The following is a 25,556-nucleotide window of genomic DNA, read 5'->3' on the forward strand; positions in this document are numbered from 1 at the left end:
CCCGTCCGATGTGACGGGCGGACGCTGGGCTTTGACGCAGTTTGTCGCTTCCGGTGACACACTGGTGATGATCAGCCCGCGATGCTCCCGGGAGGACCAGCATGCCCACCACCCCCACCGCCTGCCCCGGCCCCTGCAACTGCGCCTGGCGCGACGCCGAGCGCACCGGCCTCCCCCACGACTACACCCCCACCTGGGGCCAGCCCGTCCACTGCCAGACCTGCCAGGACCGCACCCGCACCGACCTCACCGAGCTCCCCGAACTCCTCGCCGCCATATGGCTGGAGGCCACCCACGGCACCGCCCGACCAGCGGACGTCACCACCAGCCGGCCCGCCGGCATCGCACCGTGGCCCGGCCAGGCCAGCAGGCTCCTCACGGACCACATCGTCGGCGGCCTCACCGAGATCGAGGACGACGTACGGGACCTGCGCGGGCTCGGCTCGCGCCCCGACGACGTCCGCGAGGGGACCACCGCCACCCAGGCCGTCCGCTTCCTCAACGCCCACCTCGACTGGATCCTCGAACACCACCCCGCGGCCAACGAGACCCACGAACCCGGCAGCGGCAACCCGGCAGCCCAGATCCGGCACTTCAACCGCACGGCGAAACGATTCACCTCACGCGACGCCCGCATGGAACAGAAGGCCGCGCCGTGCAAACGCTGCGACTGGCGGGCCCTCGCCCACGCCGACGGCGCCGACTACGTCGAATGCCGCAACTGCGGGCTGCTGATGACCCCCGCCGAATACCAGGACTGGGCCAGCGAAATCACCGCGACCGCGCCGCACCGGAGCGCAGCTTGACGAATCCGGAATCGATGTAACACTTTTCCCCGTACCCCCATGTCTTCGACCAGGCCCCGGCCGCCTCAGCGGCGCGGGGCCTTCGTCGTTCCCGAAGGAGGCCGCTGTGATCCACCTCGACGGCGACCTCCGCACCATCACCTGGACCACCCAGCAAGCCGCCGACGCCGCCGGAGTCCCGCCCGGGCGGATCCGGATCTGGGCGCACCGCGGCAAGCTCCACGCGGTCAATCCCCGAGCGACCAGGCCTCGTTACCGCGCCGCCGAGGTCCTCCAGGTCGAGGCCGAGATGCGCAGCGGCCGAGCGCAAGCCGCTTGATCCTCCTCAGACTCCCCGCTGTGTGCCGCCCGTGCGCGCTGGCCGGCGGGGACGGCCCGCCCTGAGGGCGGCGGGCCCCGGCTCGCGGCCTGGCACCACCGTCCCCAGGCCGCGAGCCCCACCCCGGAGGTGACCATGGAGCCCGCCCAAGACAGATGGCGCGCCCTCGACGCCCCGTTTACCGACCCGACCGAGTGGGACCCGATCCCCGGCACCTGCTCCCGATGCGGCCACCGCGCGTGGCTCGGCGAGCGCCGCTGGTGGCACGACGGACCCACCTGCCGAGCCCGACGCGTCGACCACGTCACCGCCCCCGTGCCCGCCGAGTTCCTGCCGGACACCGCCGCCGCGACCCGCTCCACCGCCTGATCAGCCCTCGCCCTAAGGAGACCCGCATGTCCATCGCCGACGAACTCCACTCCCTCGCCACCAAGCTCCAGGACGAAGGCCACCACCTCGCCGCCAAAGCCCACGACCTGTGGACGCGCCTCCACGGAGACGAGACCGCTCTCACCGCCGAGGTCAGCACGGACGCCCGCCAGGTCGCCCACGACGCCGGCCCAGTCGTCGCCGAGGCTGCCCGCGACGCCAAGTCGATCGGCCAGGACGTGGCCCAGGAGGCCAAGGCCCTGGGCACCGAAGCCATCGCCGACGTCAAGGCCGCAACGGCGGAGGTCGAGAAGCCGTCCCCGCAGGTCTGACCGTGGCCAGGGGCAACGGGCCGGTCTGCGGCGCGAAGACCAGACAGGAGGGGTCCGCGGAGCACTGCGGACTCCCCGCCGGCTGGGGCACCGACCACCCCGGCGTCGGCCGGTGCAAGCTGCACGGCGGCAACACCTCCGGCCAGAGAGTCCAAGCTGCCCACACGATTGCCGAACGAGAGGTCCGGAAGGTGCTCGCCGAGCTCGACGTCGAGCCGATCGATGACCCGTTGACCGCCCTCGCCCAACTCGCCGGGCAGGTCGTCGCCTGGCAGCAGGCCATCGCTGAGATCGTCAACCGGCTCGGCAGTGACGTCCGCTACGAGGGCGCTGCTGGCGCGGAACAGCTGCGGGCCGAAGTCAGCCTGTACGAGCGGGCGATGGACCGAACCAACACGGTGCTGTCGACCATCGCCCGCCTCGACATCGACGGCCGACTCGCCCGGATCGAAGAGGCCAAGGCGCAGCTCCTCATGGACGCCGTCCAAGCCGGCCTCACTGCAATCGGCGTCACCAGCGAGCAAGCGACCACCGTCAAGCAGGTCATGGCCCGCAAGCTCAGGGCGGTCACGTAGGGCGGTGAGCCGTGCGGCGGGACGCGCTCGATCTCCTCGCGGAAAGCCTCGAAGCCCCCGAGCCAGACGTCTTCGCCGACCTCGGCTACGTGCCGACCGCGAAGCAGCAAGAGTTCCACGCCGCTACCGAGTTCGATGTGCTCTACGGCGGCGCCGCCGGCGGAGGCAAGACCCGCGCCCTGTTGATGGATGACCTGCGGGACTGCGTCCGTTACCCGGGGATCCGCATCGGGGCGTTCCGCCGGACCTACGGTGAGCTCAAGGAGTCCCTGATTGCGGAGCTGGCGCAGGCCGGCTTCGCCCGGGCCATCGGGGCGCAGTGGAACGGAACCGAGTTCGAGCTGCGGTTCTCCAACGGCTCGCTGATCATGTACCGGTACGCCGAGTCCTTCCAGGACGCCACCCGCCGCCAAGGCGGCCAGTACCAGAAGCTCACGTTCGACGAGAGGACGCTGACCCCACCGGACGTCTGCTCCTTCCTGGAATCCCGGCTGCGGTCCGGACGCCGGGACATCCCCGTCGTCGGGATCCGCTCGGGCACGAACCCCGGCGGGCCCGGGCACGGAGCAGTGAAGACCCGCTACATCAAGCCGACCGACTACGGGACGCGAGTCATCACCGACGTACGTGGCCGGACCGTTCGGTTCATTCCGTCGAAACTGTCCGACAACCCGCACGTCAACCCCGAGTACGAGAGCGATCTGCAAGCCCTGGAGGGCAAACTCCGCTCAGCCTTCCTCGACGGGAACTGGGACGTGTTCGCCGGCCAGATGTTCCCCGAGATCAAACGAGACCGGCACGTCCTCGCCCCCATCACACTCCCCACCTCCTGGCGACGCTACAACGGCATCGACTGGGGCTACTCCGCCCCATGGGCCGTACTGTGGGCCGCCGTTGACGAAGACGGCCGCGTGTGGGTCTATCGGGAGATATATAGGCGGCACGTCGGCGAAGCCGAGCAGGCCCAGCAGATCCTCGCCACCGAAGACGAACGCATCACCGCCCGCTACGCCGACGACGCGATGTGGGCAACCCGAGGCGACGCCAAGCCGATCGCCACGGTGTACGCCGAAAATGGCGTACACCTCACGAAGGCTGGCAAGGGCGCAGGCTCCCGCGTCATCGGCTGGCAGCGCGTGAGGTCCTACCTAAAAGAGGCTCCGGCCTGCCCTCACCATCGGGCGCTCGGCTGGGAAACCTGCCCCAAGCTGCACATTTTCTCGACCGTCACCGATCTTTACCGCGAGCTGTCGGACCTGCCGCACGCCACCAAGGGCGATCCAGAGGACGCCGACAGCACCTCTGATGACCACGCCGCCGACGCCCTGCGCTACGTCCTCACCAACCTTGGGACCGGCGCGCACGCCTGGATCGACCACCTGCGTAAGAAGCTCGAACAGCCCACTCCGGTACCCGACAGTGGCCAGGCCGCAGTGACCGCACCCGAACCAGCCTCTCAAGACCCGGCCGAGGCCCGCAGACGCGCCCGCACCGCCGCCATGCGGCAGCAACGCCACCACCATCCGTAAGGAGGGCGCGTGGGTATCCGGGATCGCATCGCCAAGGTCTTCGGAAGCGGAAACCGGGTGCCCGATCAGCTCGTGGCCGCCGAGCAGGCCGCCCAGATGACCCCGCAGTCGCCGTTCTCGCCGGGCACCCCGCAGATGCCGTTCGACGGGTACTCGCGGCAGCCCCGAAGCCGGGACTTCCAGAGCGGCGTCAACATCGCCGCCCGGCCGCGCCTCCACGAGCGCGTCAGCTTCCATACCTTGCGCGGGCTGGTCGAGGCCTATGACGTCGCGCAGGCCTGTATCTGGCACCGGATCGACTCCATCCGGGCCCTGGACTGGTCCCTCACCGCGGCCCCGGGCTTCCACGCCGACGCACAAGCGGCCATCGCCCAGGGCATGGCCGTCCTGGCTAAGCCCGACCGTCAGACCCCGTTCGCGAACTGGCTCGCCACCTACCTGTACGACGTCCTCGCCTACGACGCCGGCACGCTATACCGGCTCCGCAACCGCCGCGGCGACGCGATCGGGCTGCAGGTCGTGGACGGCACCACCATCGCCCCGCTACTCGACTACTGGGGCAACATCCCAACCGACGCCGAGGCGTACGTCCAGTACGTGCAGGGCCTGCCCTGGAACTGGCTCACCCGCGACGACCTCATCTACCAGCCGTTCCGGCCCCGCTCCAACAGCCCGTACGGCACAGCGCCGCTGGAGACGGTGCTCCTGAACGCGAACACGGACCTCCGGTTCCAGGCCCACTTCCTGCAGCGCTTCACCGAAGGCAACATCCCGGAGGCATTCGCGAGCGCGCCGGAGACGTGGACCCCCGACCAGATCGAGCAGTGGCAGACCGTGTGGGACGCCATGATGCTCGGCGACCAGGCCGCCAAGCACCAGATCAAGTGGATGCCGGGCGGCAGCGGTATCACCTGGAGCAACGAGAAGGACTTCAGCGACACCTTCTCCCTGTTCCTGATGCGCAAGACCTGCGCCGCCTACCACGTGGTCCCGTCCGACTTGGGCTTCACCGAGACGGTCAACTTGTCCTCGTCCGAGTCCCAGGGCGACGTCCAGCACCGCGTCGGCGACCTCCCGCTGATCGCCCACATCCAGTCGGTTCTCAGCGACTTCCTCCAGAACGACCTCGAACTGCCGCTCTCCTTCACCTTCGACACCGGGCAGGAGAAAGAGGACCGCCTGGTGCTGGCGCAAGCGTGGCAGGTCTACATCGAGACCGGCATGGCCTCCGCCGACGAGGGCCGCGAGGCTCTTCTGGGCCTGCCCGCCGACCCTACCCGGCCCACCCCACGGTTCTTCTCCACCCCCCGTGTCGGACCGATCCCGCTCCTCGCCATCGACGGCATCGCCGGCAGGGTCGACCCCGAGACGTACGGCCCGGCCAAGGACCAGCCGATCCTGGCCCAGCCGTTCATCCCGCCGCCGGGAACCGTGCCCGCCCCCGGCACCACCGACCAAGCCGCGTCGGCGGCCGCCGAGGACGCCTACCAGACCCAGTACAACCAACTGGTCCACGCCTCGGACGTCGCCAAAGACGCCGGCGCCTCTGCGCTGGCGACGCCGACCGCGGGAATCACGTCGGCCACCGGCATCACCGGCTACGACCTCGTAGGTACCGGCGAGGACGACGACGAGAACCAGGACCGCACGGAGCTGGCCAAGGAGGAGCTGGCGGCCTTCCACCGGTTCGCCCGCGCCCGGCGCCGTGACGGCCGCTGGCGGGACTTCACCTTCCAGCACGTCGCGCCGTCGCGCGCGCGCCGGCTCAACCAGAGCCGTCGCCTCGCCGTCCGCAAGGCCGCCGGCGAGGTCGCCGTCGCCGGGCTCGCCGTGCAGGCGGCCGACACCGGCCGCGTCCTGATGATCCAGCGCGCCCTCGCCCCGGAGGACCCCGCGGCCGGCATGTGGGAGTTCCCCGGCGGCCACCTCGAAGGCGCCGAGACTCCGCTGCAGGGCGCCTGGCGCGAATGGGCCGAGGAGACCGGCTGCATCCCTCCTCCAGGAGCGTGCACCGGCTCCTGGACCAGTCCGGACGGCATCTACCAGGGCACGGTCTGGACGGTGGACTCCGAGGACATGGTTCCGGTCGCCGGCGGCCGCGACCAGGTCGACAACCCGGACGACCCAGACGGCGACCAGGTCGAGGCCATCGCGTGGTGGGACCCGGCGCTTCTCGCCGGGAACCCCGCGGTGCGGCCGGAGCTGCTGGCCGCTCTGCCCGAGGTCCTTGCCGCGCTCGGCGAGGACGATCCGGCCGACGTGGCGAAGGCCGGTGATGATGCGGACCCAAAAGCCCTGACTGGCCCGGCTGGGAGCAGGACGAGCGCACCGCGCGCTACTGGGCGCCGCTGATCGCCGCCGCGCTCGGCACCGCGCTCACCGCGACGGCCGCAGCCCGGCTCGCCCGCACTTTCGCCGCGGGCAACAGCGGTCAGGGAACGGGCCAGCAGGCCCTGACCGCGGCCGCCGTCACCTGGCTCAGCGGACAGGCCATCACCGCCGGGCCCGCGCTCGCGGACTCGCTCGCCGGCCTCTACACCGATGCCTACCTCGTCGGCGCGGCGTCCGCCTCAGCGGTCACCGGCGGCGAATCCGCAGTCCTCGACGGCTGGGAGCCAGGCAATCCGGCTGCAGCGCAGGCCCGCATCAACGAGCACGGCACCGGGCCTGCCCTCGGGGTGCTGACCGCCGGGGCCGCAGCCGCTGCGGCGGCTCTGACCGTGTCCCGCATCAAGGATGCGGCCACGGCCCTCGCCTCGGGCGTTACCGCCGGACATGCGCCGCGCACCATCGGCGCTGCGATGCACACGGCGATGACCGACTCCGACCGCGCCTACGCGAGCGCCATCACCGAAGCCACGCGGGCCGTCACCGCCGGCGCGGCCGACGGCTACCGGCGCACCGGCGTCGCGCTGGGCCGCTGGCAGACCGAGCCTGACGGCAACGTCTGCGCGGTCTGCGACGCCAACTCGGCCACCGGCCCAGTCCCGATCGGCCACCCCTACCCCAGCGGCGACGCCGGACCGCCCGCCCACCCCCGGTGCCGATGCGCCGTCCTCCCCGCCTAGGAGGTGCCCCGTGCCCGAGCAGCGCTACGTCCTCGGCGTCGCCTACCAGGCAGGCCCGGACCCCCGCATCCAGCGCGGCGCCGACGGCGGCCGCGACTTCTTCAGCCCGGCCGAGCTGGAGAAGGCCGCCTGGTCGTTCCTCCAGGCCGGCGGCGCCCAGGTCGGCCTCAACCACGTCGACGGCACCACCGGAGCCGCCACCGTCGTGGAGTCCTACATCTGGCGCGGCCCGGACTGGGACCTCGGCGACGGCGTCGTGGTGAAGGCCGGCGACTGGCTCGTCGGCGCCGTCCTCGACGAACCCGCGTGGCAGCTCTTCAAGTCCGGCCGGATCACCGGCTTCTCGCCGCAGGGCACGGCGCGGCGCATCCCCAACCGGAGCAGCTGATGACCACACCCGACGACGAGTTCACCGAACTGCGCGACGCGACCATCCCGCGCGTGGACCTGGTCGACAAGGCCGCCAACGGCACGCGGTTCCTCATCGCCAAGGCCGCCGAGCCGCAGGGCCGGGGGCTGATGGACCCCGGCTTCGTCCGGGACCTGATCGGCAAGACCGCCGGCCCGGAACCCGACACGGCGCAGGAGCAGGTGACCGTCACCGGCAGCCCCGGCGCGATCGCCAAGATGATCCACACCGCCGCACTGCGCGCCCGCGACAGCAGAGACGACGCCCACGTGGCCAAGGCCAAGTACGACGCGGACGACCTCAAGAACATGGCCGCCGACGGCCAGGCCATGAAGGACCAGTCCTACCCCATCGCCGACCACGAAGACCTCGACCGGGCCATCCGCGCCATCGGCCGCGGCGGCGCCGACCACGACGCGATCAGGCGCCACGTGATCACCCGCGCCAAGGCGCTCGGCGCCACCAGCGAGATTCCCGACAACTGGGCCGCCGACGGCAGCCTCAAGGAGGTCAGCAAGATGATCGGCGGCGACCCGGACGAGGGCGTGGACGGCCTGGACCCCACCGTGGTCCTCGCCGCACCCGACGACGACGCATCCGGCGACGTGAACGAGCCCGGCAGCCCGGCGTGGGAGGCCATCGACGCCGCCACCGCCCAGAAGTGGACGAGCATCGCCGTCCGCCTGCGCAACGCCCTCGGCGTGATGGCCGAGCGGGAGCTGCTGGAGGCCGCCAGCGCCGACCCCGACGACGCGGAGGCCGCCTGGGACCTCCAGGACGCGCAGTTCGCGCTGGACTACGTGATCGACACCCTCGCCTCTTTCGCCGTCGGCGAGCAGGCCGAGGCCGAGCTCTGCGGCGAGGCCATGGCCCAGGTCGGGAAGGCCCTCGACGGCTTCGACCCGGCCGCGCTGGACACGGTCGAGGCTCTCGGCCAGGTCGCGAAGGCCGGCCGGGTCCTGTCCGCCGCGAACGAGAACGCGATCCGCACCGCCGCCGAGCACCTTCAGAAGGTCCTCGCATCGCTACCCGAAGCCCCGGTCGCCAAGACGGCCAACGAGGAGCCCGCCATGCCCACGCCCACCCCGTCCGAGGACCGCACCGCGGCGTCCGGCCAGGAGCCCGCGATGGGCATCGCCGAGCCCGCTGCTGGCGCCGAGCCGCTGGCCAAGGCCGACGGCGAGAAGCCAGCCGTGGTCGTCGTCTACGACCAGAAGGGGCGTCTCATCGGCATCGTCGACCCCTCCGACGTCACCCCGGTCGCCAACGCCGAGGCCGGGCCCGACGACATGGACGGCGACGACTCCGACGCCACCGACGACTCGTCTGCTGACGATGACACCCCCGACCTCGAACCGCAGCCCGCGGCCGAGGCCGGCACCCCCACCAACGCGCCGGACGACGAGGCGGTTACCAAGACCACCCCGGACGACGGCACCACCTTCCCGGAGATGTTCAAGAGCAGCCTCCTGGCTGCGGTCGAGGACGTCGTGACGAAGCACAGCGCCACCCAGGCCGACCAGATCGCCAAGACCGGCGATGCCGTCCTGGAACTGGCGGACCTCGTCGAGACGCTCAAGGGCCGCGTCACGGTGCTGGAGGAGCAGCCCGCCGCCCCGAAGGTGTTCACCAACGGAGCGACCCCACCGGCCGAGCACCTGCGCGGCCAGGACCACGGCGCACCCGCAGCCGTCGATGTCGCCAAGGCCCGTGAGCTCAAGGGCGTCCTCTACCGGGGTACCGCCGCCGAGCAGAACCGCGCCGCCACCGACATGCAGACCGCCGCCATCGCCGCGCTCCAGGCAATTCACCAGCGGTAGCCCCACCGCACCCACAGCCACCCCGCAGCCCCCGGACGAGCGCCAAGCGCCCCGGGGGCTTTCGCATGCCCAGGAGGCACCCCTTGAGCGCACCACTCGGCACCATGACCGAGGACACGCTGGCCGCCATCAGCAAGGCGCAGACCAGCGGCATCCTCAACAACACCGGCATCTGGTCCTACGACCTGAGCGAGCTCGTCTCCCTCATCCCGGTCGTCACCCCGTTCCGCGACATCGTCGCCCGCAAGATGAGCCCCAACGGCAACCCCTACGCCGTGTGGCGCGCCATCATGAACCTCACCAACAGCCAGCCCTCGCCCGCGATGGGCTTCGACTACGCCGCGAACGAAGTCCAGTTCCAGGAGCAGGACTTCCAGGCCCGCTACAAGCCCACCGGCTTCGCGGGCCTCGTCACCCAGGACGCCTACGACCTGGCCCAGGGCTACGGCGACCCCTTCGCCATCTCCACCTTCCAGGTCCTCAACCAGGTCCTCATCGGCGACGACCGGCAGCTCATGTGCGGCCAGTCGTTCGCGCTCGCCCGGCCCGCAGCGCCCACCCTGACCACGTCGACCACCGGCGGCACCATCGCGGCGACCACCACCGTGTACGTCGGCGTCGCCGCCCGCACCGGCACCGGCTACTACTACGGCAACGGCAACAGCCAGGGCAACTCAGCGAACATCGCCACCGGCGCCGGCAGCACCAACACCGTCTCCGCGACCGTCGGCTCGGTGCGCGGCGCCGTCGCCTACGACTGGTTCCAGTCGAGCAACGGCACCACCTGGTACTACTACACGACCACCACGGTCAACGCAGTCACCATGACCAAGGTCATCACGTCCAACCAGGCGCTGCCGTCGCTCACTTCCGCCCCCGACTTGTCCACCTCCTGGCAGGGCACTGCGAACGCGTCCCCGACGTACAACGCCGCCGCCGACAACGGGTCCGCCGCAGCGGCCGAGTACGACGGCTTCCTCGCCTCCCTCAACGGCGACTACAACGGCGCCGGCCAGTTTGGCCAGCCCGGCACCGGCACCGCGAACCCGGCAATCAACAACTCGCTGAACGGCGCAGCACTCACCCTCACCGGCGGCAGCATCACCGAGATCGAGAACCTCCTGTTCCTGCCGCTGTGGCAGCAGGTCAAGTGCTCCCCGACCGCGATCATGGTCAACGCCGCCCAGGCCCAGGAGATCGCCAACCTGATCCTCGGCTCCAGCTCGGCGACGACCTACCTCAACACCGACGCCTCCGGCCGCGTCTCCGTCACCGCAGGCGGCCGGGTCGGCGAGATCGTCAACGCCCCCGCCGGCGGCGTCACCGTGCCGATCGAGGTCCACGTCTCCCTCCCGCCGGGCACCATCATCGCCCGCACCGACCGCGTGCCGTTCCCTCAGGCCAACATCAGCTCCGTCCTGGAGTACCGCGCCCTGCGCGACACCGCCCAGTTCGACTACGGCGTCTCCCGCATCGCCAACACCGCCGGTGGCGGCCCCAGGCGCGAGTTCGAAATCCGCAGCGTCGGCGCCTTCCTGAACCGCGCCCCGGTCGCGATGGCGTCTTTGCAGAATGTCGCCTAAGCCCCGATAGGGGGCGCGATTTAGGGATACGCTGAACAGGTGAAAACCTGTCACGTATGCAAAATCGCCAAGCCGTCAGATGACTTCCACAAGTCATCGAAGTCGCCGGACGGGCGGCAGTACAGGTGCAAGCCGTGTGCCATCTCTGCTGCCCGCCAGCGAGCCAAGGACAACCCCGAAGCAAAGCGTGAAGCTGACCGAAAGTACCGCCAGAGCGACAAGTACAAGGCGAACCGAAAGGCTCGCCGCGAAGGTCCTCAACGCGAACGCATCCTGGAACAGAAGCGCGAGAGCTGGTACCGCAACCACGAATCAAATCTCGAACGGCTCCGAGCTCGCCAAGCTGACCCAGAGTTTCAGGCCAGACAGCGAGAACGCTACGCCCGATGGCGAAAGAACAACCCGCGCGGAAACCGCAAGTGGCAGCTTGAGTACTTCTACGGGCTGTCACTTGAACGCTGGGATGAACTGGTGCTCGCCCAGGAGGGGCGCTGCGCCATCTGCAACCGTCCCGCCGAGCTGGTTGTGGATCATTGCCACAGGACGGGCAACGTTCGTGAGCTTCTCTGCGGAACATGCAACTCAGGGTTGGGGCACTTCAAGGACGACCCCATCCGCATGCGAGCCGCAGCCACTTACATAGAGAAGCACCGCGACGGCGAATAGCTGAGCGGCAATACTCAGAAAGGCCGGGAGTCGAGCACTCTCGGCCTTTCGCTTGCCCTGACGACGAGGAGGCGCGGATGCCCCCGGCACGCGCGGGCGTTCCCTATCCGAATTTCACTGCCACTCAAGAGCTTTTCCGGGCCGACGGGCTCACGCTGAGCGGCAACTCGGACACCGTCACAGCCAACATCACCAACCAGGTCAACAGCGCCACCGGCGGCCTGATCGACGTCTCGTCGGTGTCCAACGGCCTCCTGGTCGTCAACGTCGCGAATGCCCCGACCGGCACCTCCCCCGGCTTGGCCGTGTTCTTCGACGTCCGCGACGCCTTCGGAAACTGGGTCCTCACGTCGAACAACATCGCGATCTCGGGTGTGGTTCTCGGCTTCGCCGGCACGGTCGCAGGCAACATCTCGACCGGCTACAACCTGGCCTATAGCGGCCGGATCCGGTGGACCATCACGGGCACCGGCAGCCCGACGTTCAGCGGCGTGAGCTTCAGTCTGTTCGGCCGCTGACCGACCCGCGGCCGCTACCGGCAGCCCTTCCTTCACCCTCAAGGAGCACAGGCATGCGCCTCTACTCACGTACGGGCGCAACCGCGCTCGACCACCCCCACCACGGCCGCATCGAGGCCGACCCCGGCCACGGCGGATTCGACCTGCCCGAGGAGCTGGCGGAGGAACTGCGCAGCTTCCCGGCCTGGGAGACCGACGTGGAGCGCCAGCAGCGCCTCGTCGCCGAGGAGATCGAGCGCCGCAAGGACCCGGCCACGCTGCTCGACGCCGTACAGCAGCTGGTGCAGGCCGCGCAGGCAGCGAACGCGGCGAAGCAGGAAACCGCCGGCTTCGACGAGGACCGCGGCCCGGCCAAGCCCGCCCGCGCACGCAAGGCCGCCGCCTCCCGGCCCGAGGCGGCCGAGGTCGAATAGGCCGGCCGCTCCCAGCTCCGAATCGCTGCTCCCTTCCGATCCGGAGGTGATCCCGCGTGGCCACGCCGTACATCACGCCCGCGATGCTGCTGGCGCAGCCAGCCGGAATCAGCTGGCGGGTGATGCCGACGTTGACGGCGGACACGCCGTCGCAGCTCGCCCAGATCCAGCAGGTGTGCTGGAGCGCGACCGCGGTCGTCGACTCCTACTGCCGGCAGCCACTGCGCTCGGTCATCGTCACGGAGACGAACGCGGGCCCCGGCGGCCCGCGGGTCGCCGTCGACCGGCACACCCAGCTGGGCACGCTGATCGCCAGGCACCGGCACCTTTCCGACGTGTGGGCGGTGCTCGTCTCGCCGTCGCGTTCGTTCCCGCCCGCCTGGTCGCCGGTGGCCGCCGGCCAGTTCCGGCTCCGCACCCCGGTGTCGTTCGCAGGACCGGGCCCGGCGACGGGGCCGTCGGGCGGCAGCGCGATCGACGTCGCCGCTGGCTGGATCGACTGGCGCCAGGGCCGCGGCGGCTGGCAGGTCCAGTCGTCCTGCTCCTCGGGGTGGCCGCATGCCGGCCTCACCGTCGCTGCCGCGGCTGGGGCGATGTCGATCAGCGTGGACGACGTGACCGGCTGGGGCGGAGCGCACGGTACGGCCGGGTTCCTGTACGACGGCGCCGCCTCGGAGAACATCGCGGTGAGCAGCGCCACCGCCGCGACCCCCACGGTGCTGCCGAACACGGCGATCGCGGTGCAGGCCGGGCCCGGCACGATCCAGCTCGCGCAGCCGCTCACGCAGGCCCACCCGGTGGGAGCGGTCGTGTCGGCGCTCCCGGCGAACGTCATTCACGCCGCCGGGCTCGCCGCCGCGGTGGAGGCGTTGGAGGGGATCGACGCCATCGCGACGCAGTCCCTGTCCGGGCAACTCGCCGGGGGGACTGGTGCCCTGGCCACGGAGGTCGAGATGCTGCTCGACGACTATCGCCGGGTGGTCTGATGGCCCGGCGCCGGCCCAGCTTCGGCAGCGGCGGGGCCTCCGGGACGGCCGGGGTCCTGCGCTTCTGGAACCGGACCATCACCATCATGCGCGGCACTACCGTCAACGCTTACGGCGATGCCACCGACGTGGGCGTACCGACCTACACCGGCGTCCCGGCCTCCCTGGCGGAGACCGAGCAGACCGCGTTCGACTCGGCCAGCCAGCGTCAGCAGATCATCCGCAGCATCACCTGCACTGTCCCGAACTGGGCCGACGTGCGCACCACGGACACCATCCGGGACGAGACCACCGGCCGCTACTTCATGATCGAGAACATTCAGGAGCAGCCCGGCATCGGCTACTACCCGCCGCCGAAGACGCTGACGCTGCGCGAGCGCTCCGGCGTCACCGCCGGCTCCGACTGAGGAGGTACCTCGTGGCCCACGTGGAGATCGACGGTGTCTGGGAGGACGAGGTAAGCGTCGCCGTGGCCCGGCTGTTCGCTGAACGGCTCGGCCCGGCGATCACCGCCGACGCCGCCCGCTACTGCCCCGAGGACACCGGGGCGCTCGCCGCCTCCATCGAGCACCACATGGAAGGCCCGGACCTGATCGTCTCCGCGACCGGAGGAGCCGACGGCCGCACCTACGCCGCCTACGTCGAACTCGGCACCGGCCCGCACGTCATCCGCCCGAACGGAAAACAGGCCCTCTACTGGGAAGGCGCCGCGCACCCGGTCCGCGAGGTCCACCACCCCGGTACCCGACCCCAGCCCTTCCTGCGCCCGGCCCTCCTCCAGCAGCGCGGCGAGTAAGAGGAGGCCCCGCGGTGGCCACCCCCGCTCTTCCGCTGGACGGCACCGACGAACTCGTCTGCGCCCAGTGGATCGCCACCATCCCCGGCTTCACCCCGGCCATGGTCGGCACCACCCTTCCGCCGGACGTCAACGCGGACGGCTCCCCGGCCCCGTGGGTCTCCACCGGGTTCGTCACCGTCGCCGTGGTCGGCGGCGGCCCCGACCCGCAGCTGCCGGTCAACCGGCCGGTGATGCAGATCGACTGCTGGGCCACTGTCCCCGGCAGCAACAAGCCGCCCTGGAACCAGGCCTCGGCCCTGGCCGGCGCCATCCGCCGCGCGACCTGGGACCGGCGCGCCATCGCCCGGCCCCTGCGGATCACCGCCAACGGGATCGTCTACCCCACAGCCGCCGTACAGACCGCCTACCTGGCCACCGCCTTCCGCCGCCTCTACGACGACCAAGGCGACTACGCCCGGCACCAAGCGGACTTGGCCCTGTCGTGGGTGACAGTCAACGACCGCCTCTACTGAGCGAGGACCTCATGCCCCTGGTCCGCACCACCTTCTTCCCCGACGCCGTCGAGGTCCCCGACGACGAGGCCCAGGTGCTCCGTGCCCAGGGCCTTCTGGTCGAGGAGCCCAGCCCGGCCGCCGCCGATCCCGTGCCCGCCAAGCAGCAGGCAGGGCCCAAGCCGAAGGACGTCTGATGACCCGCCTCAGCCTGACCGCGACCGCCCAGCCGAAGACCGGCTCGGCCTCGCCGCTCAACCTCACCTCGCTGCTCAACGCCACGACACTCGGCGCGAACACCGGGGTGTCCTTCACCAACACCGGCCGCGAGGTGCTGCACGTCCAGCTCGGCCAGCTGACCTCCCCGACGGCACCCAGCGTGTCCACCGCCACCACCGGCGGCACCGTCGCCGCCGGCACCTACCAGGTCGAGGTCTCCTACACCAACACCGCTGGCGAGACCGTCGCCTCCGCCTCCGCCAGCGTCACCACGACCGGCTCGACCTCGACCATCACGGTCACCTCCCCGGCCGCCGCAGGCAACGCAACCGGCTGGTACGCCTACGTCACCCAGGCCAGCGGCGCCAGCTACACCCGCCAGCAGACCGCCGGCTCCCCGACCGCGATCGGCACCAACCTGACACTGACCGCCCCGCCCACCAACACCGGCCTGGCGCCTCAGTCCAGCAACAGCAGCGCGGGCAGCAGCACCGTCATCGTGAACATCGGCACCACCATCGAAGGCCAGCCTGTCTCCGCGATCACGGCGTCGCTGGCCACGAACGCAACGAACGTCGTCGGCCCGTTCCCCACGGACGAGAACCAGCCCGGCGGCCTGATCTTCGTGGACTTCGGCACCCCGGCGAGCGTCACCGGCGTCGCACTGCTCCAGAACAGCGGTGTCTTCTAACCCGCGTTCCAACGCCCAGATTCCGGCCCGCTTCGTGCGGGCCTTTCTCATGCCCGCACCCACCACGTAGGGGATGATCCCTGTGGCAGTGAATGCCGCCAACCTGGTCCTCGGACCGGCCCGCCTGTACGTCGCACCGTTCGGCTCGACCGAGCCGCTCGACTCCGCCGTCACTCCCAACGGCCCCACCACGCCGCCCGGCGCCCCCTGGACAGACGTCGGCGGCACCGACGGCGGCGTCACCTGGGAGGTCGACAACACCTACACCTCCCTCACCGTCGATCAGATCACCATGGACGTCGGCGCCCGCCTGACCGCCATGAAGATGACGGTCACCGCCAAGCTCGCCGAGATGACGCTGACCAACCTGCAGACGGCGCTCAACAACATCGGCACCCTTGCCACGAACACCGGCTACACGACGCTGGACATCCCCGTCACCTCCGCGTCCACCCAGCCCACCTACGCCGGCTTGATTATTGACGGCTGGGCGCCGATGCTCGCCAGCGGCCAGCCGGCACTGCGCCGGGTCATCGTCCGCAAGGTCCTCAGCCAGGTGAAGGCGCAGCTCGCCTACGACAAGAAGACCCAGCAGTCCTACGACTGCACCTTCAGCGCGTACTACGTGAGCAGCAGCATCCCGCCCGTGCACATCGTGGACCAGACGGCCTAGCCAGGTGGGCGGGGCCGATGGCCACCCCGGCTCGTCCCGGGACGTCGCGCCCGCCCTGCAGCACTGTCGGATCCCCTCCATCCCCGTCATCCCCGAAGAGGAGCTCATGGCCGCGAAGGTGACCGCCAGCAAGAAGGCCGCCAGCCGTATGAGTCCGCCCCCCGCGCCACTGGCGCCGGCCGAGCCCGGATTCGAGGTCCTGCGCCTCACGACCGCCCCGCGGGCCGACGAGAAGCGGGTCCCGCTGTTCTACATCGACGATGTCGAGTACACGATCCCGGCCCGCCCGCGCATGAACGTAGCGTTGCAGTACATGCACCTCGCCAAGGACCAAGGTGATGCCGTCGCCGCGGACTACCTCCTCGGTAGCCTCCTCGGCGAGGACGGCTACCGGGCGCTGCGGGAGTACGACCAGCTCACCCCGGAGCAGTTCCAGCAGATCACCGCGATCGCGACCCGGCAGACCATGGGCGCTCTGGAGCTCCCAAAAGCGTAGTCGACCGGGTGGTGCAGGTCGGGTGGGTGCTGGACCATCTCGACGACCTCGCCTCCGACTTCAGCGTCTTCCACCGTATCGGCGACATCACCGTCCTCGACGGTCCGACGTTCCTGCGGTTCGCTTGGCGGATGCCCGCGTACGAGGGCGTGATGCGGGTCAGGGCCACCGCCGCCCGCGAGGAGGACGGCGGCGCCGGGAGCATGCCGCAAATGGCGCCCGGCCGCCATGAGGAGATCAACCCCGGCACTCCTGCGGCGCTCAGAGCCGACCCGGCATTCGCCGGCCTCTTCAGCTACGGATCGCCCGGGGGTGAGTCGTGCCCGAGGGCTTCCGCATCGCCGCCGCGTTCGTGACCGTGTCGCCGGACACCGAGGGGTTCCGGGAGGAACTCCTCGCCAAGCTGGAGGAGGCCACCGCTGGGACGCGCGCCCGGGTGCGGGTTGAGCTCGACACTGGCGAGCTCGACGCCGGTGCCGAGAGGGCGCGGGCCACGGTCGATGAGCTCGGCGCTCGCACTGCCCGTCCGAACGTGAGGTTGGAGGACGGTGAGGCCACCGCGAAGATCGGCGAGATCCGGGAGCGTCTCCAGGCCCTGGCGGCTGCCGACCCGTCGCCGCGGGTCCGCGCGGACATCTCCGACGCTCAGGCCAAGGTCGAAGCCATCGAGGCGAAGATCGACCGGCTCAACTCGGTCATCGCCCGGCCCGCGGTCACCCCGCAGATGGCGTCGGCACAAGCGCAGATCGAAGCCCTGACGGCGAAGCTGGAGGAGCTGAGCACCAAGGAGGCGACTCCCAAGGTCACCGCCGACATCGCGAAGGCTCAGAGTCGGCTGGAGATCCTCCGCTCCAGGCTCGACGAGTTGCAGACGCGGGACGCGCAGGTTCGGGTCCAGGCGTCCGCCGGCCTGACGCGCGCCACAGCAGACCTGGACCGCCTGCTGGCGAAGCTCGCCGAGCTCGACTCAAAGGAGGCCAAGGCACGGCTCAACCTGGACGACGGCGAGTTCAATGCCAAAGTCGACCGGGCCGAGGCTCGGCTCAAGAAGCTGAACGGGGAGTCCGCCAAGCCTCGCGCCGGCGGTGGTGGCTCCGGCGGAGAGGGTGGTTTCGCCGGCTTCCTGTCCGAGTACAAGATGCCGATTGGAATCGCCGGCGGCATCACCAGCCTGCTGCCCAGCATCGGCGGCGCCGCGATGGGCGGCGGTCTTCTCGCGGGCGCCGGCGCGCTGGCGCTCGGCCCGGTCGCCAAAGCCCTGGGCGACGCCCACCAGGCCGCCCTGAACATCGGCATGCTGCCCCAGCAGACCGCCGCAATCCAGTTCAGCAACTCCGTGCAACGGCAGGGGGCGCAGGAGCAGGTCACCACCGCGCGCATGCAGCAGGCGCAGGACGCGATCACCGCGGCCCGGTCGATCGAGTCCGCGCAGATGAATCTTGCGTCGGTGGAGCGCTCCGCCGCCGCCCAGCAGGTGCAGGCACTGCAGTCGGTCGTGCAGGCCGAGCAGGGCGTCCAGCAGGCCAACTACGCACTGTCCGAGGCGCAGTACAACCTGAACCAGGCGTGGGAGCGGGCCCGGGAGAACCTGCGGGAGCTCGACGACCAGCTCGCGGACAGCAAGCTGAACGTCGAGCAGGCTCAGCTCGGCATCCAGCAGGCGATCTACCAGCAGAGGCTGGTCAACGAGAACGCCTATTCCACGCAGTTGGACCGGCAGCAGGCCGCGTTGGCGGTCGCGCAGGCGCAGCAGCGGCTCGTCGACGCTCAGGACCAGCTGACCGCCTCCCAGTACAAGGCGAACGTGGCCAACCAGGAGGGCATCGACGGCTCTCAAGAGATCATCAAGGCGAAGCAGTCCCTCGTCGCAGCGCAGTTCGGGCAGACCGACGCGCAGGCCCAGTACGCCATCGCGCAGCAGAACCTGACGAACACGCAGCTCAACAATGCGTCGCAGGTCAAGGAAGCGCAGATGCAGCTGACGGCCGCCGAACAGGAGGCCGCCTACCAGCGGCAGATGGACGCCCGAAGCGTCGCCCTGGCGGAGCGCAACGTCAGCAACGTGGTGCAGGAGCAGCAGCTCCAGTGGGCCGCGATGAAGGCCACCGAGAATGAGGCCGCCAACCAGCTGGCGAAGGACTTGTCGCGGATGACCCCGGCGATGCGTGCCGTGGTCGAGCAGATCCTGGGGATGAACGGCGCGTTCACGCGGATGCGGGAGGCGGCGCAGAACGCGATCGCGCCCGGGTTGGCGCAGTTCGTCACCGGGCTTTCGCAGTCGATGCCCGCGCTGACCGCTGGCGTGTCGGCCATGGGCTCGGAGATCAGCAAGGTGTTCAGCAGCCTCGGTTCGGCGCTTCAGTCTAAGTCGGGGCAGGACGTTCTCCAGGGGCTGATCGACAACGGTCTCACGCTCGTGAAGACGGTGGTCCCTGCGGTCAGTGGATTCGTGGGGGCGCTGGCGAAGCTCGGGGCACAGAAAGGCGCGGCGGATGGCCTGGCCGGCGCGGTTGCCGGAATTGCCAATGGGCTGACTGCCGTTGTAAAGTCACTTTCTCCGTTTGTTGGCGCACTTTCTTCTGGGCTGTCCACTCTTGGGCAGGCCTTGGCGCCTATCGGCTCGCTGCTGGGCACGGTTGTCGGCGGCATTGCGCAGGCGCTGGCGCCCGCACTCGCGGCCCTTCTGCCTGCGGTGACGACGCTTGCCGGGTCGCTCGGGCAGGGGCTGAGCCCGATTTTCTCCGCCCTTGGGCCGCTTTTGGTACCGGTTGCCCAGGCGATTACCGGAGTCGTTCAGGCTTTTGCCCCGCTACTGCCGGTTCTTGGCCAAATTATCGGTCAGATCGGCCAGGATCTGACGCCGCTATTCCAGGCGCTACTGCCGGTCGTTCTTCAGCTGGCACAATTCCTCACCAAAGACCTGCAGCTCGGAATGATCCAGACCCTTCAGGCGATTCTACCGCTGGTGCCGGCCGCCGTCAGACTCATCGAATCATTGCTGCCACTGGTCAGTCTGGTGATCCGGATCGCCAGCGTCCTCGTGGAATTCGCCGCGAAACTGACCGGCCCGGTGGAAGGCGCGATCGTCTCGGTGATCTCCGCCATCCTCGACTTCGCGTCGCACTGGCGCACCGCGGTCGACTGGGTTGATCAGAAGGCGGAGTGGTTGTGGCACGGCGTGTTCGAGCCGATGTGGAACGGCATCGGTCAGGGCCTCTCCGACTTCGTCAACACCCTCAAGAAGACCTGGGGCACTCTCGCGGACATCTTCATCGCGCCTGTGCGGTTCATGGTCAACACCGTCTACGACGGCGGGATCGCCAAGCTCTGGAACGCCGTCACCAGCGCGATCGGCATGCACAGTCTGGACCTGCCGCTCATCGCCGGCTTTGCCACCGGCGGCATCGTCCCGGGCTACGCGCCCGGTCAGGACACCGTGCCGGCGATGCTCTCGCCCGGCGAGGGCGTGCTGGTTCCGGAGGCCGTGCAGGCGATCGGTCCGGGAGCGGTGCACGCCCTGAACGCGGCGTACGGCGGCGGCCGGCAGTCCTCGGACGGGAACTTCGCGGGCGGCGGCATCGTCGGCGCCGTCAAGGGCTTCGTCGGCGACCTGATCGGCACGGCCACCGACATCGCGAAGATCATCGCAGCCCTCGCCACCGGCAACGGCGACGCCCTGACCAACGCCCTGACCAAGCTGGTCGGGACCCAGGGCGCGGCCGGCAACTACGCCAAGCTCATGACCGGCGTGCCGACCACCCTGATCCGCGACATGGTGCAGGCGATCCTCGGCACGCACCCGGCACCCAGCGCGGGGAGCGGCCCCATCCCCACCGGGGACCATTTGGCCGTGATCGACGCGGCGCTCCAGGCCGCCGGTGTACCGCCGCCGGGCACGCAGGACGAGTGGCGGGCCGGTCTCAACACGCTGATCAATCGCGAGTCCGGCTGGGATCCCAGAGCCATCAACCTCACTGACATCAACGCCAAGAACGGCGACCCGTCGCGCGGCCTGGCGCAGACGATCATGTCGACGTTCCTGTCGAACCATGTTCCCGGCACGAGCACCGACATCTATGATCCGGTCGCCAACGTCGCCGCGGCGACCCGCTACATCGTGGGCCGCTACGGGAGCATCAGCCGTGTGCAGCAGGCCAACCCCAATCTGCCGCCGCAGGGCTACGACCGGGGCGGGTGGTTGATGCCGGGCACCGTCCCGGTGAACGGTCTGGCGAAGCCGGAGGCTGTCCTGACGCCGGAGCAGTCTGCGGCGTTCGTGGACCTGGTGCGGCATCTCGCTGGGCAGGGAGCCGCGGGGGCGTCCGTCGGCCGGCAGGTCACCGTCGAGCAGCACTACCACGGCACGCAGTTGCCGACGGTGGAGCAGCAGGCCGACATGCAGCGCCGGCTTGCGCTCTCGCTCAGCGGCGTCTGACCTCGCGCAGGCGTGTGGGGCGTCGGGGGTTCGTCCGCGGTGCCCCACGCCAAGGGGTCGGCTGGGCCTACGCCTTGGCGATCCGGGTGACCCCCACCCACAGCCGGCTCACCTGGGCGGCGGTCAGCTTCGGGCTGGGATCGACGTTGACGTTGAAGGAGATCGACTTCCCCGGCGGGATGGGTGACGTGGTCGCATCGACGGCGGGGCCGCCGGACGGTCCGGTCTGGCTGCCGATTGCCTGGGTGACGTGGAAGGTGTAGCTCACCGGGACCGGGCAGGGGTTGGTGAACTCAAACGTCACGATCATGACGTTCACGTCCATCCGGGCGTTGAGGAGCTGCGCCTCGTTGCCGGAGTCGTCGGCCGGGATCCCGCACGGATCGGCCGCGGTCTTCACGACCTTGACGTCGTCGAGTTCGGGCGCGCCCTGCGCCGGCTTGTAGGGCAGCCGAGCAGCGGGGATCGCCACTTCCAGCTGTCCCGTGGCCACTGCGGTGGGGCTCGGTGTCGCGGTCGGCGTGGCTGCTGGTGTCGGGATCGCCGTCGCCGACGGGGCCGGGCTCGGTGTCGCGGCCGGCGGCGAGGCCGGCGGGTGCGCAGTGGTGGTGCTGGTGCTGGCGCACGCGGCCGTCAGCAGGACACCGGCGAGTGCCGGGAAGACGCGACGCACGGGTAACCCCCGGGGCTGTGGCGGTTTGGTGCAGTCAGTGTGGCAGCGCTCCGATCACGCCGTCGCCACGTTGCCGGACCGTGACCGAGTCGATCGAGGCACCGGAGGTGGTGACGGGTGGGACAGGCCGCTGCGGGCCAGCCGTGGACGCTCTACCTCGCCTTCTACAACGAGACCGGCGGCGCGCTGACCGACCCCTCGGCTGTGCAGCTCGACATCACGTACGGGCAGCAGGTCGGACTCGCCGCGGACACGGCCGGACCGTACACCTATCAGGGCGCCTCCCAGCCCGTCTCCGGGCAGGTATGGCGCACCGGCGTCGGTCAGTACGCCTGCACGTGGAACATCCCCGCCTCGGCCGCGCAGGGCGTCTACGTCGCCAACTGGTCCTGCCAGTACGGTGCCAACACGTTCCTCGGGGTCGAGGACTTCACCGTCGTTGGCGGCTTCGCTCTGCCGGTGCCGGCGGGTGACGTCGGCTTCTGGACCGGCGGCCTCACCTACGCGGCCGCGGGCATTGACATCGAGTTCGGGAAGGTCGACGCCAACGGCATCGCCTGGCTGTGGCAGAAACTGGAGGGCTGGGACGGACCCGACGTCCAGGGAGCAGGCGTCATCGCGCGCGCCGGAGACCATGGCGGCTGGGCCTCCCCTCAGTACTTCGCGCCCCGCACCCTGACCTGGACCGTCACCGCGTCCGCGCCGACCCAGGCACTGCGGGACCAGGCCCGCGCCATGCTGCAGCAGGCCGTCCCGGTCAGCGACCTGGCGATGCTGCGGGTCGACGAACCCGTCCCCAAGTTCGTGTGCGCGAGGCGCTCCGGGAAACTGACCGAGGCCTATCCGACCCTGACCGACGTGACCTGGACCGTCGGCCTGGTCGCCCCCGACCCGCGCAAGTACGCCACCGCGCAGAGGTCGTTGAGCATCGGCCTGACGCCGGCCGGGGGCGGCGGCGGCATGGTGGTGCCGTTCACCGTGCCGTTCACCCTGACTGCGTCCGCGCCGCCGGGCGCGGCGGCCGCCACCAACGCCGGGTCGTTCCAGTCGCCACCGGTCGCCGTCGTGTCCGGCCCCATCACCGGGCCGACGCTCACCAACCTGGCCACCAACCAGACCGTCTCCTGGTCCGGGCTGACTCTCAATGCCGGGGACATCTTCGTCGTCGACTTCCTCAACCGGCAGGGGTTCGTCAACCCGACCGTGCCCTCCACGTCGCCCGGCATGCCATCGACCGGCGGCACCTTCTGGCCGGCCGACATCGGCTCGTCCTGGTGGCAACTCGCGCCCGGCGTCAGCCAGATCGGGTTCGGCGGCGCGGCCGGCTCCGGCGCCATGACCACGTACTACTGGCGGGATTCCTGGGTCTGAACCACCCATCACGCCGAGAGGGGAACCGATGGCAACCCAGGTGACAACGTCCGTGCCGCTGTGGCTCACCGGCAAGACGTACGACGCCAGCGGCGGCAACGATCTTCGCAACTCCGCCGTCACCGCCTACTTCTACGACCCGGGCATCGTCACCGGCAGCAACATCGGCGTGCTGGGCGGCGTCATCGGCGGCGCCGGCCTCGCCGTGACCGCGGGATCCGGCATGACGGTCGTCGTCGGCCCCGGCTCTTACGTCGTTCCGAACACCGCGACCCCGACCGCCGGCGGCTACGTCTCAACCCTGGCGTCGGCCGCGACGCTGACCGTGCAGACCGCGGACCCGTCCAACCCGCGGATCGACATCATCGTGGCGTACGTGTCCGATGTCGGCACCTCGTCGAGCCTCGGCGCGATCCAGATCATCACGGGTGTCGCGGCGGTGACCCCGTCCACGCCCGCCGCCCCGGCGAACTCCATCACCCTCGCGAAGCTCACCGTCCCGGCCGCCGCCAGCTCCATCACCAACGGCATGATCGCCGACCAGCGGCCGTTCACCACCACGGCCGGCGGCGTCCTCGTCGCCCCGAAGAACGCCGTGACCGGCTACGGCGGCCAGGTCGCCTGGGACAAGGGCAGCGGCAGCTTCTACCACAACAACAGCTCGGGCGCGCAGCAGTTGAAGGTGCTCCCGTGGCCGCCCTACATCACGACGCTGACCTCCAACTTCAGCTTTCTCGGCGCCGAGACGACAGTCCTCAGCGGCACCATCACCACCGACGGGACCACCGACATCCAGGTGTTCTTCAAGTGGGGTGCGGTGTCGTCCAACAACTCGTCGACGACGACTTTCAGTGTCCTGTTCCGCATGTACATCGACAGTACGGTGCTGGACAACTTCTTCACCGCAAGCTGCCCCACCGACAACGGGACCTACTCCGGCGGGTCCTGGTCCTACTACACCAGCGGCGCCACCGGCGACACACCGTCCGCCGGCACCCACACCGTCAAGGTCACGGCCCAGAGCATGGTCGGCACCAACAACTGGACCACGGTCGTCGGACAGAACAGCAAGATCATCCTCCGGGTGCAGCCGGTCACCCTGTGAGCACCTACACCTACGCTGCGACCGACCTGATCAGCGGAGAGACTCTCGCCGACAGCCTCCCCCTGTCCGTCCAGTCGTTCGGGATGCAGCTCAACGGATCGGGCAGCCTCACCGGATCCCTCGCCCTCAACGAGGCCTACGCCGTCAACGCCCCCGCCGTCGAGGCACTCGAATGCCGCCGCGCCGTACTCTGGGTCCTCCAGGACGGCTACCCCGTGTGGGCCGGCATCGTCTGGGACTGGCCAGACCAGGGCCGCAAACAGGGCACGCTGCCGATCTCAGCGCAGACCATCGACACCCTGTGGCAGCACCGGCTGATCACCGACACCATCATCTACCAGCAGGTAGACCTGTTCCAGGCGTTCATCGACCTGGTCCGCTACGGCACCTCCAAGCAGTCCGCCTACATCTCTTCCCTGTCCCCGGCGACAACCCGCACCCCCACCTACCTGTCGATGGTCGCCCGCAACGGAGCCGTGTCCCGCCTGGTCGTCCCGCAAGGGGCCGCGGCCATCGCCGGAACACAGTGGACGGCCTCCTACACGTACTCCGACCTCACCCAGATCAGCAGTGCCTGGCAGGACATGTGCGCCTCCGGGAACCTGGAATACGCGTTCGTCCCCGGCATCGACTCCTCCGGCGCGCTGGCGATCTTCCTTCGCCTCGCCTACCTCAGGATGGGCCGCCCCGCCCCAGCCTCCGGCTATACCCTCACCTACCCCGGCAACCTGATCGACTACAGCTACCAGCGCACCGGCAGCCAGAGCAGCAACGTCGTCTGGGCAACCGCCCCGCCCAACGGCGCGGCCCTCCAGTGGCAGTCCGCCTACCCCCACGGATCCGACGCCAGAGACCTCTCCGCCGGCTACCCGCTGATGGAGTCCTCCGTCTCCTGGCAGGGCTCCTGGGTGACCACCCAGGCAGCCATCGACGGTTTCGCGGACGGCGAAGTCCAGCTGCGCGCCCAGGCCATGACCAATCCGCTCGTCACCATCGGCGGATCCGGCTACCCAAAGCTGCGGGACATCGTCCTCGGCGACACCACCACCCTGGTCGCCACCTCTCCGCTGCACCCGCCCACCTCCACCGGCGCCCCCGGACTGCAGCAGCAGGTCCGCGTCGTCGGCTGGACCTGCTACCCGCCCGGCCCGCAGCAGCCCGAGACCATCCAGCTCCAGACCTCCGGCGTCGTCACCGGATAGTCCCAGAA

At 70.0% G+C, this 25,556-nt stretch carries 28 protein-coding genes; 27 read left to right on the forward strand and 1 reads right to left on the reverse strand.

Annotation, left to right across the window (positions count from 1 at the left end; genetic code table 11):
• Positions 1-101 precede the first annotated feature (101 nt).
• The 24 genes from ACFXDE_RS02040 (at position 102) to ACFXDE_RS02155 (ending at position 21,197) form a co-directional block, all read left to right on the forward strand.
• A complete protein-coding gene (locus tag ACFXDE_RS02040) occupies positions 102-806 on the forward strand; it encodes a hypothetical protein (RefSeq protein WP_380489866.1) in 705 nt (234 codons plus the stop codon).
• A gap of 106 nt (positions 807-912) precedes the next feature.
• Entirely contained in the window at positions 913-1,125 is a 213-nt protein-coding gene (locus ACFXDE_RS02045; protein WP_380489868.1) for a MerR family transcriptional regulator, read from the forward strand.
• A 135-nt stretch (positions 1,126-1,260) separates the two neighbouring features.
• Positions 1,261-1,494: a hypothetical protein gene (locus ACFXDE_RS02050; protein ID WP_380489870.1), complete on the forward strand. Its 234-nt coding sequence runs from the start codon at positions 1,261-1,263 to the stop codon at positions 1,492-1,494.
• A 26-nt stretch (positions 1,495-1,520) separates the two neighbouring features.
• A complete protein-coding gene (locus tag ACFXDE_RS02055; protein ID WP_380489872.1) occupies positions 1,521-1,826 on the forward strand; it encodes a hypothetical protein in 306 nt (101 codons plus the stop codon).
• Positions 1,827-1,828: 2 nt separating this feature from the next.
• A complete protein-coding gene (locus tag ACFXDE_RS02060) occupies positions 1,829-2,401 on the forward strand; it encodes a hypothetical protein (protein ID WP_380489873.1) in 573 nt (190 codons plus the stop codon).
• 11 nt (positions 2,402-2,412) lie between these two features.
• Positions 2,413-3,930 carry a terminase large subunit domain-containing protein gene (locus tag ACFXDE_RS02065; protein ID WP_380489875.1) on the forward strand — a complete coding sequence of 506 codons (1,518 nt, stop codon included), beginning with the start codon at positions 2,413-2,415 and terminating at the stop codon, positions 3,928-3,930.
• A gap of 9 nt (positions 3,931-3,939) precedes the next feature.
• On the forward strand, positions 3,940-6,282 hold the full coding sequence (locus ACFXDE_RS02070) for a phage portal protein (protein ID WP_380489877.1): 2,343 nt from the start codon (positions 3,940-3,942) through the stop codon (positions 6,280-6,282).
• 368 nt (positions 6,283-6,650) lie between these two features.
• A complete protein-coding gene (locus ACFXDE_RS02075; RefSeq protein WP_380489879.1) occupies positions 6,651-6,998 on the forward strand; it encodes a phage minor head protein in 348 nt (115 codons plus the stop codon).
• A 10-nt stretch (positions 6,999-7,008) separates the two neighbouring features.
• Positions 7,009-7,386, forward strand: a complete 378-nt coding sequence (locus ACFXDE_RS02080) for an XkdF-like putative serine protease domain-containing protein (protein WP_380489881.1) — start codon at positions 7,009-7,011, stop codon at positions 7,384-7,386.
• Positions 7,386-9,227: a hypothetical protein gene (locus ACFXDE_RS02085; protein ID WP_380489883.1), complete on the forward strand. Its 1,842-nt coding sequence runs from the start codon at positions 7,386-7,388 to the stop codon at positions 9,225-9,227. The genes ACFXDE_RS02080 and ACFXDE_RS02085 overlap by 1 nt, the downstream gene beginning before the upstream one ends.
• An 83-nt stretch (positions 9,228-9,310) precedes the next feature.
• Entirely contained in the window at positions 9,311-10,810 is a 1,500-nt protein-coding gene (locus tag ACFXDE_RS02090; RefSeq protein ID WP_380489885.1) for a hypothetical protein, read from the forward strand.
• A 39-nt stretch (positions 10,811-10,849) separates the two neighbouring features.
• Positions 10,850-11,476, forward strand: a complete 627-nt coding sequence (locus ACFXDE_RS02095) for an endonuclease VII domain-containing protein (RefSeq protein ID WP_380489887.1) — start codon at positions 10,850-10,852, stop codon at positions 11,474-11,476.
• A gap of 77 nt (positions 11,477-11,553) precedes the next feature.
• A complete protein-coding gene (locus tag ACFXDE_RS02100; RefSeq protein ID WP_380489889.1) occupies positions 11,554-11,994 on the forward strand; it encodes a hypothetical protein in 441 nt (146 codons plus the stop codon).
• Positions 11,995-12,047: 53 nt separating this feature from the next.
• Entirely contained in the window at positions 12,048-12,407 is a 360-nt protein-coding gene (locus tag ACFXDE_RS02105; protein WP_380489891.1) for a hypothetical protein, read from the forward strand.
• Between the two features lie 56 nt (positions 12,408-12,463).
• Positions 12,464-13,393 (forward strand): hypothetical protein, encoded by a 930-nt coding sequence (locus ACFXDE_RS02110; RefSeq protein ID WP_380489893.1) that lies wholly within the window; start codon positions 12,464-12,466, stop codon positions 13,391-13,393.
• A complete protein-coding gene (locus ACFXDE_RS02115) occupies positions 13,393-13,800 on the forward strand; it encodes a hypothetical protein (RefSeq protein WP_380489895.1) in 408 nt (135 codons plus the stop codon). The genes ACFXDE_RS02110 and ACFXDE_RS02115 overlap by 1 nt, the downstream gene beginning before the upstream one ends.
• A gap of 11 nt (positions 13,801-13,811) precedes the next feature.
• On the forward strand, positions 13,812-14,189 hold the full coding sequence (locus tag ACFXDE_RS02120) for an HK97 gp10 family phage protein (RefSeq protein WP_380489897.1): 378 nt from the start codon (positions 13,812-13,814) through the stop codon (positions 14,187-14,189).
• Positions 14,190-14,203: 14 nt separating this feature from the next.
• On the forward strand, positions 14,204-14,704 hold the full coding sequence (locus ACFXDE_RS02125; RefSeq protein ID WP_380489899.1) for a hypothetical protein: 501 nt from the start codon (positions 14,204-14,206) through the stop codon (positions 14,702-14,704).
• Between the two features lie 11 nt (positions 14,705-14,715).
• Positions 14,716-14,880 carry a hypothetical protein gene (locus ACFXDE_RS02130; protein WP_380489901.1) on the forward strand — a complete coding sequence of 55 codons (165 nt, stop codon included), beginning with the start codon at positions 14,716-14,718 and terminating at the stop codon, positions 14,878-14,880.
• Positions 14,880-15,593 (forward strand): hypothetical protein, encoded by a 714-nt coding sequence (locus ACFXDE_RS02135; protein ID WP_380489903.1) that lies wholly within the window; start codon positions 14,880-14,882, stop codon positions 15,591-15,593. Before ACFXDE_RS02130 ends, ACFXDE_RS02135 begins: the two co-directional genes overlap by 1 nt.
• Before the next feature lie 82 nt (positions 15,594-15,675).
• The gene (locus ACFXDE_RS02140; protein ID WP_380489905.1) at positions 15,676-16,266 is read left to right on the forward strand and encodes a hypothetical protein; all 591 of its coding nucleotides are present in this window, start codon (positions 15,676-15,678) and stop codon (positions 16,264-16,266) included.
• 106 nt (positions 16,267-16,372) lie between these two features.
• Positions 16,373-16,762 (forward strand): hypothetical protein, encoded by a 390-nt coding sequence (locus ACFXDE_RS02145; RefSeq protein ID WP_380489907.1) that lies wholly within the window; start codon positions 16,373-16,375, stop codon positions 16,760-16,762.
• Between the two features lie 26 nt (positions 16,763-16,788).
• Positions 16,789-17,118 carry a hypothetical protein gene (locus ACFXDE_RS02150; protein WP_380489909.1) on the forward strand — a complete coding sequence of 110 codons (330 nt, stop codon included), beginning with the start codon at positions 16,789-16,791 and terminating at the stop codon, positions 17,116-17,118.
• A complete protein-coding gene (locus ACFXDE_RS02155; protein ID WP_380489911.1) occupies positions 17,082-21,197 on the forward strand; it encodes a hypothetical protein in 4,116 nt (1,371 codons plus the stop codon). Before ACFXDE_RS02150 ends, ACFXDE_RS02155 begins: the two co-directional genes overlap by 37 nt.
• Positions 21,198-21,264: 67 nt before the next feature.
• Here ACFXDE_RS02155 and ACFXDE_RS02160 read toward each other — a convergent pair whose 3' ends face one another.
• Complete coding sequence (locus ACFXDE_RS02160) at positions 21,265-21,690, reverse strand: hypothetical protein (protein ID WP_380489913.1); 426 nt, start codon at positions 21,688-21,690, stop codon at positions 21,265-21,267.
• Positions 21,691-21,987: 297 nt separating this feature from the next.
• Between ACFXDE_RS02160 and ACFXDE_RS02165 the strand changes: the two genes are divergently transcribed.
• Genes ACFXDE_RS02165 through ACFXDE_RS02175 form a run of 3 tightly spaced genes read left to right on the forward strand, consistent with a single transcriptional unit; the run spans position 21,988 to position 25,548 of the window.
• The gene (locus tag ACFXDE_RS02165) at positions 21,988-23,241 is read left to right on the forward strand and encodes a hypothetical protein (protein WP_380489915.1); all 1,254 of its coding nucleotides are present in this window, start codon (positions 21,988-21,990) and stop codon (positions 23,239-23,241) included.
• Positions 23,242-23,269: 28 nt separating this feature from the next.
• Positions 23,270-24,346: a hypothetical protein gene (locus ACFXDE_RS02170; RefSeq protein ID WP_380489917.1), complete on the forward strand. Its 1,077-nt coding sequence runs from the start codon at positions 23,270-23,272 to the stop codon at positions 24,344-24,346.
• On the forward strand, positions 24,343-25,548 hold the full coding sequence (locus tag ACFXDE_RS02175) for a hypothetical protein (protein WP_380489919.1): 1,206 nt from the start codon (positions 24,343-24,345) through the stop codon (positions 25,546-25,548). The genes ACFXDE_RS02170 and ACFXDE_RS02175 overlap by 4 nt, the downstream gene beginning before the upstream one ends.
• The last annotated feature ends 8 nt before the right edge of the window (positions 25,549-25,556 follow it).

Source organism: Kitasatospora sp. NPDC059408 (genome assembly GCF_042751525.1).
Classification (GTDB): domain Bacteria; phylum Actinomycetota; class Actinomycetes; order Streptomycetales; family Streptomycetaceae; genus Kitasatospora.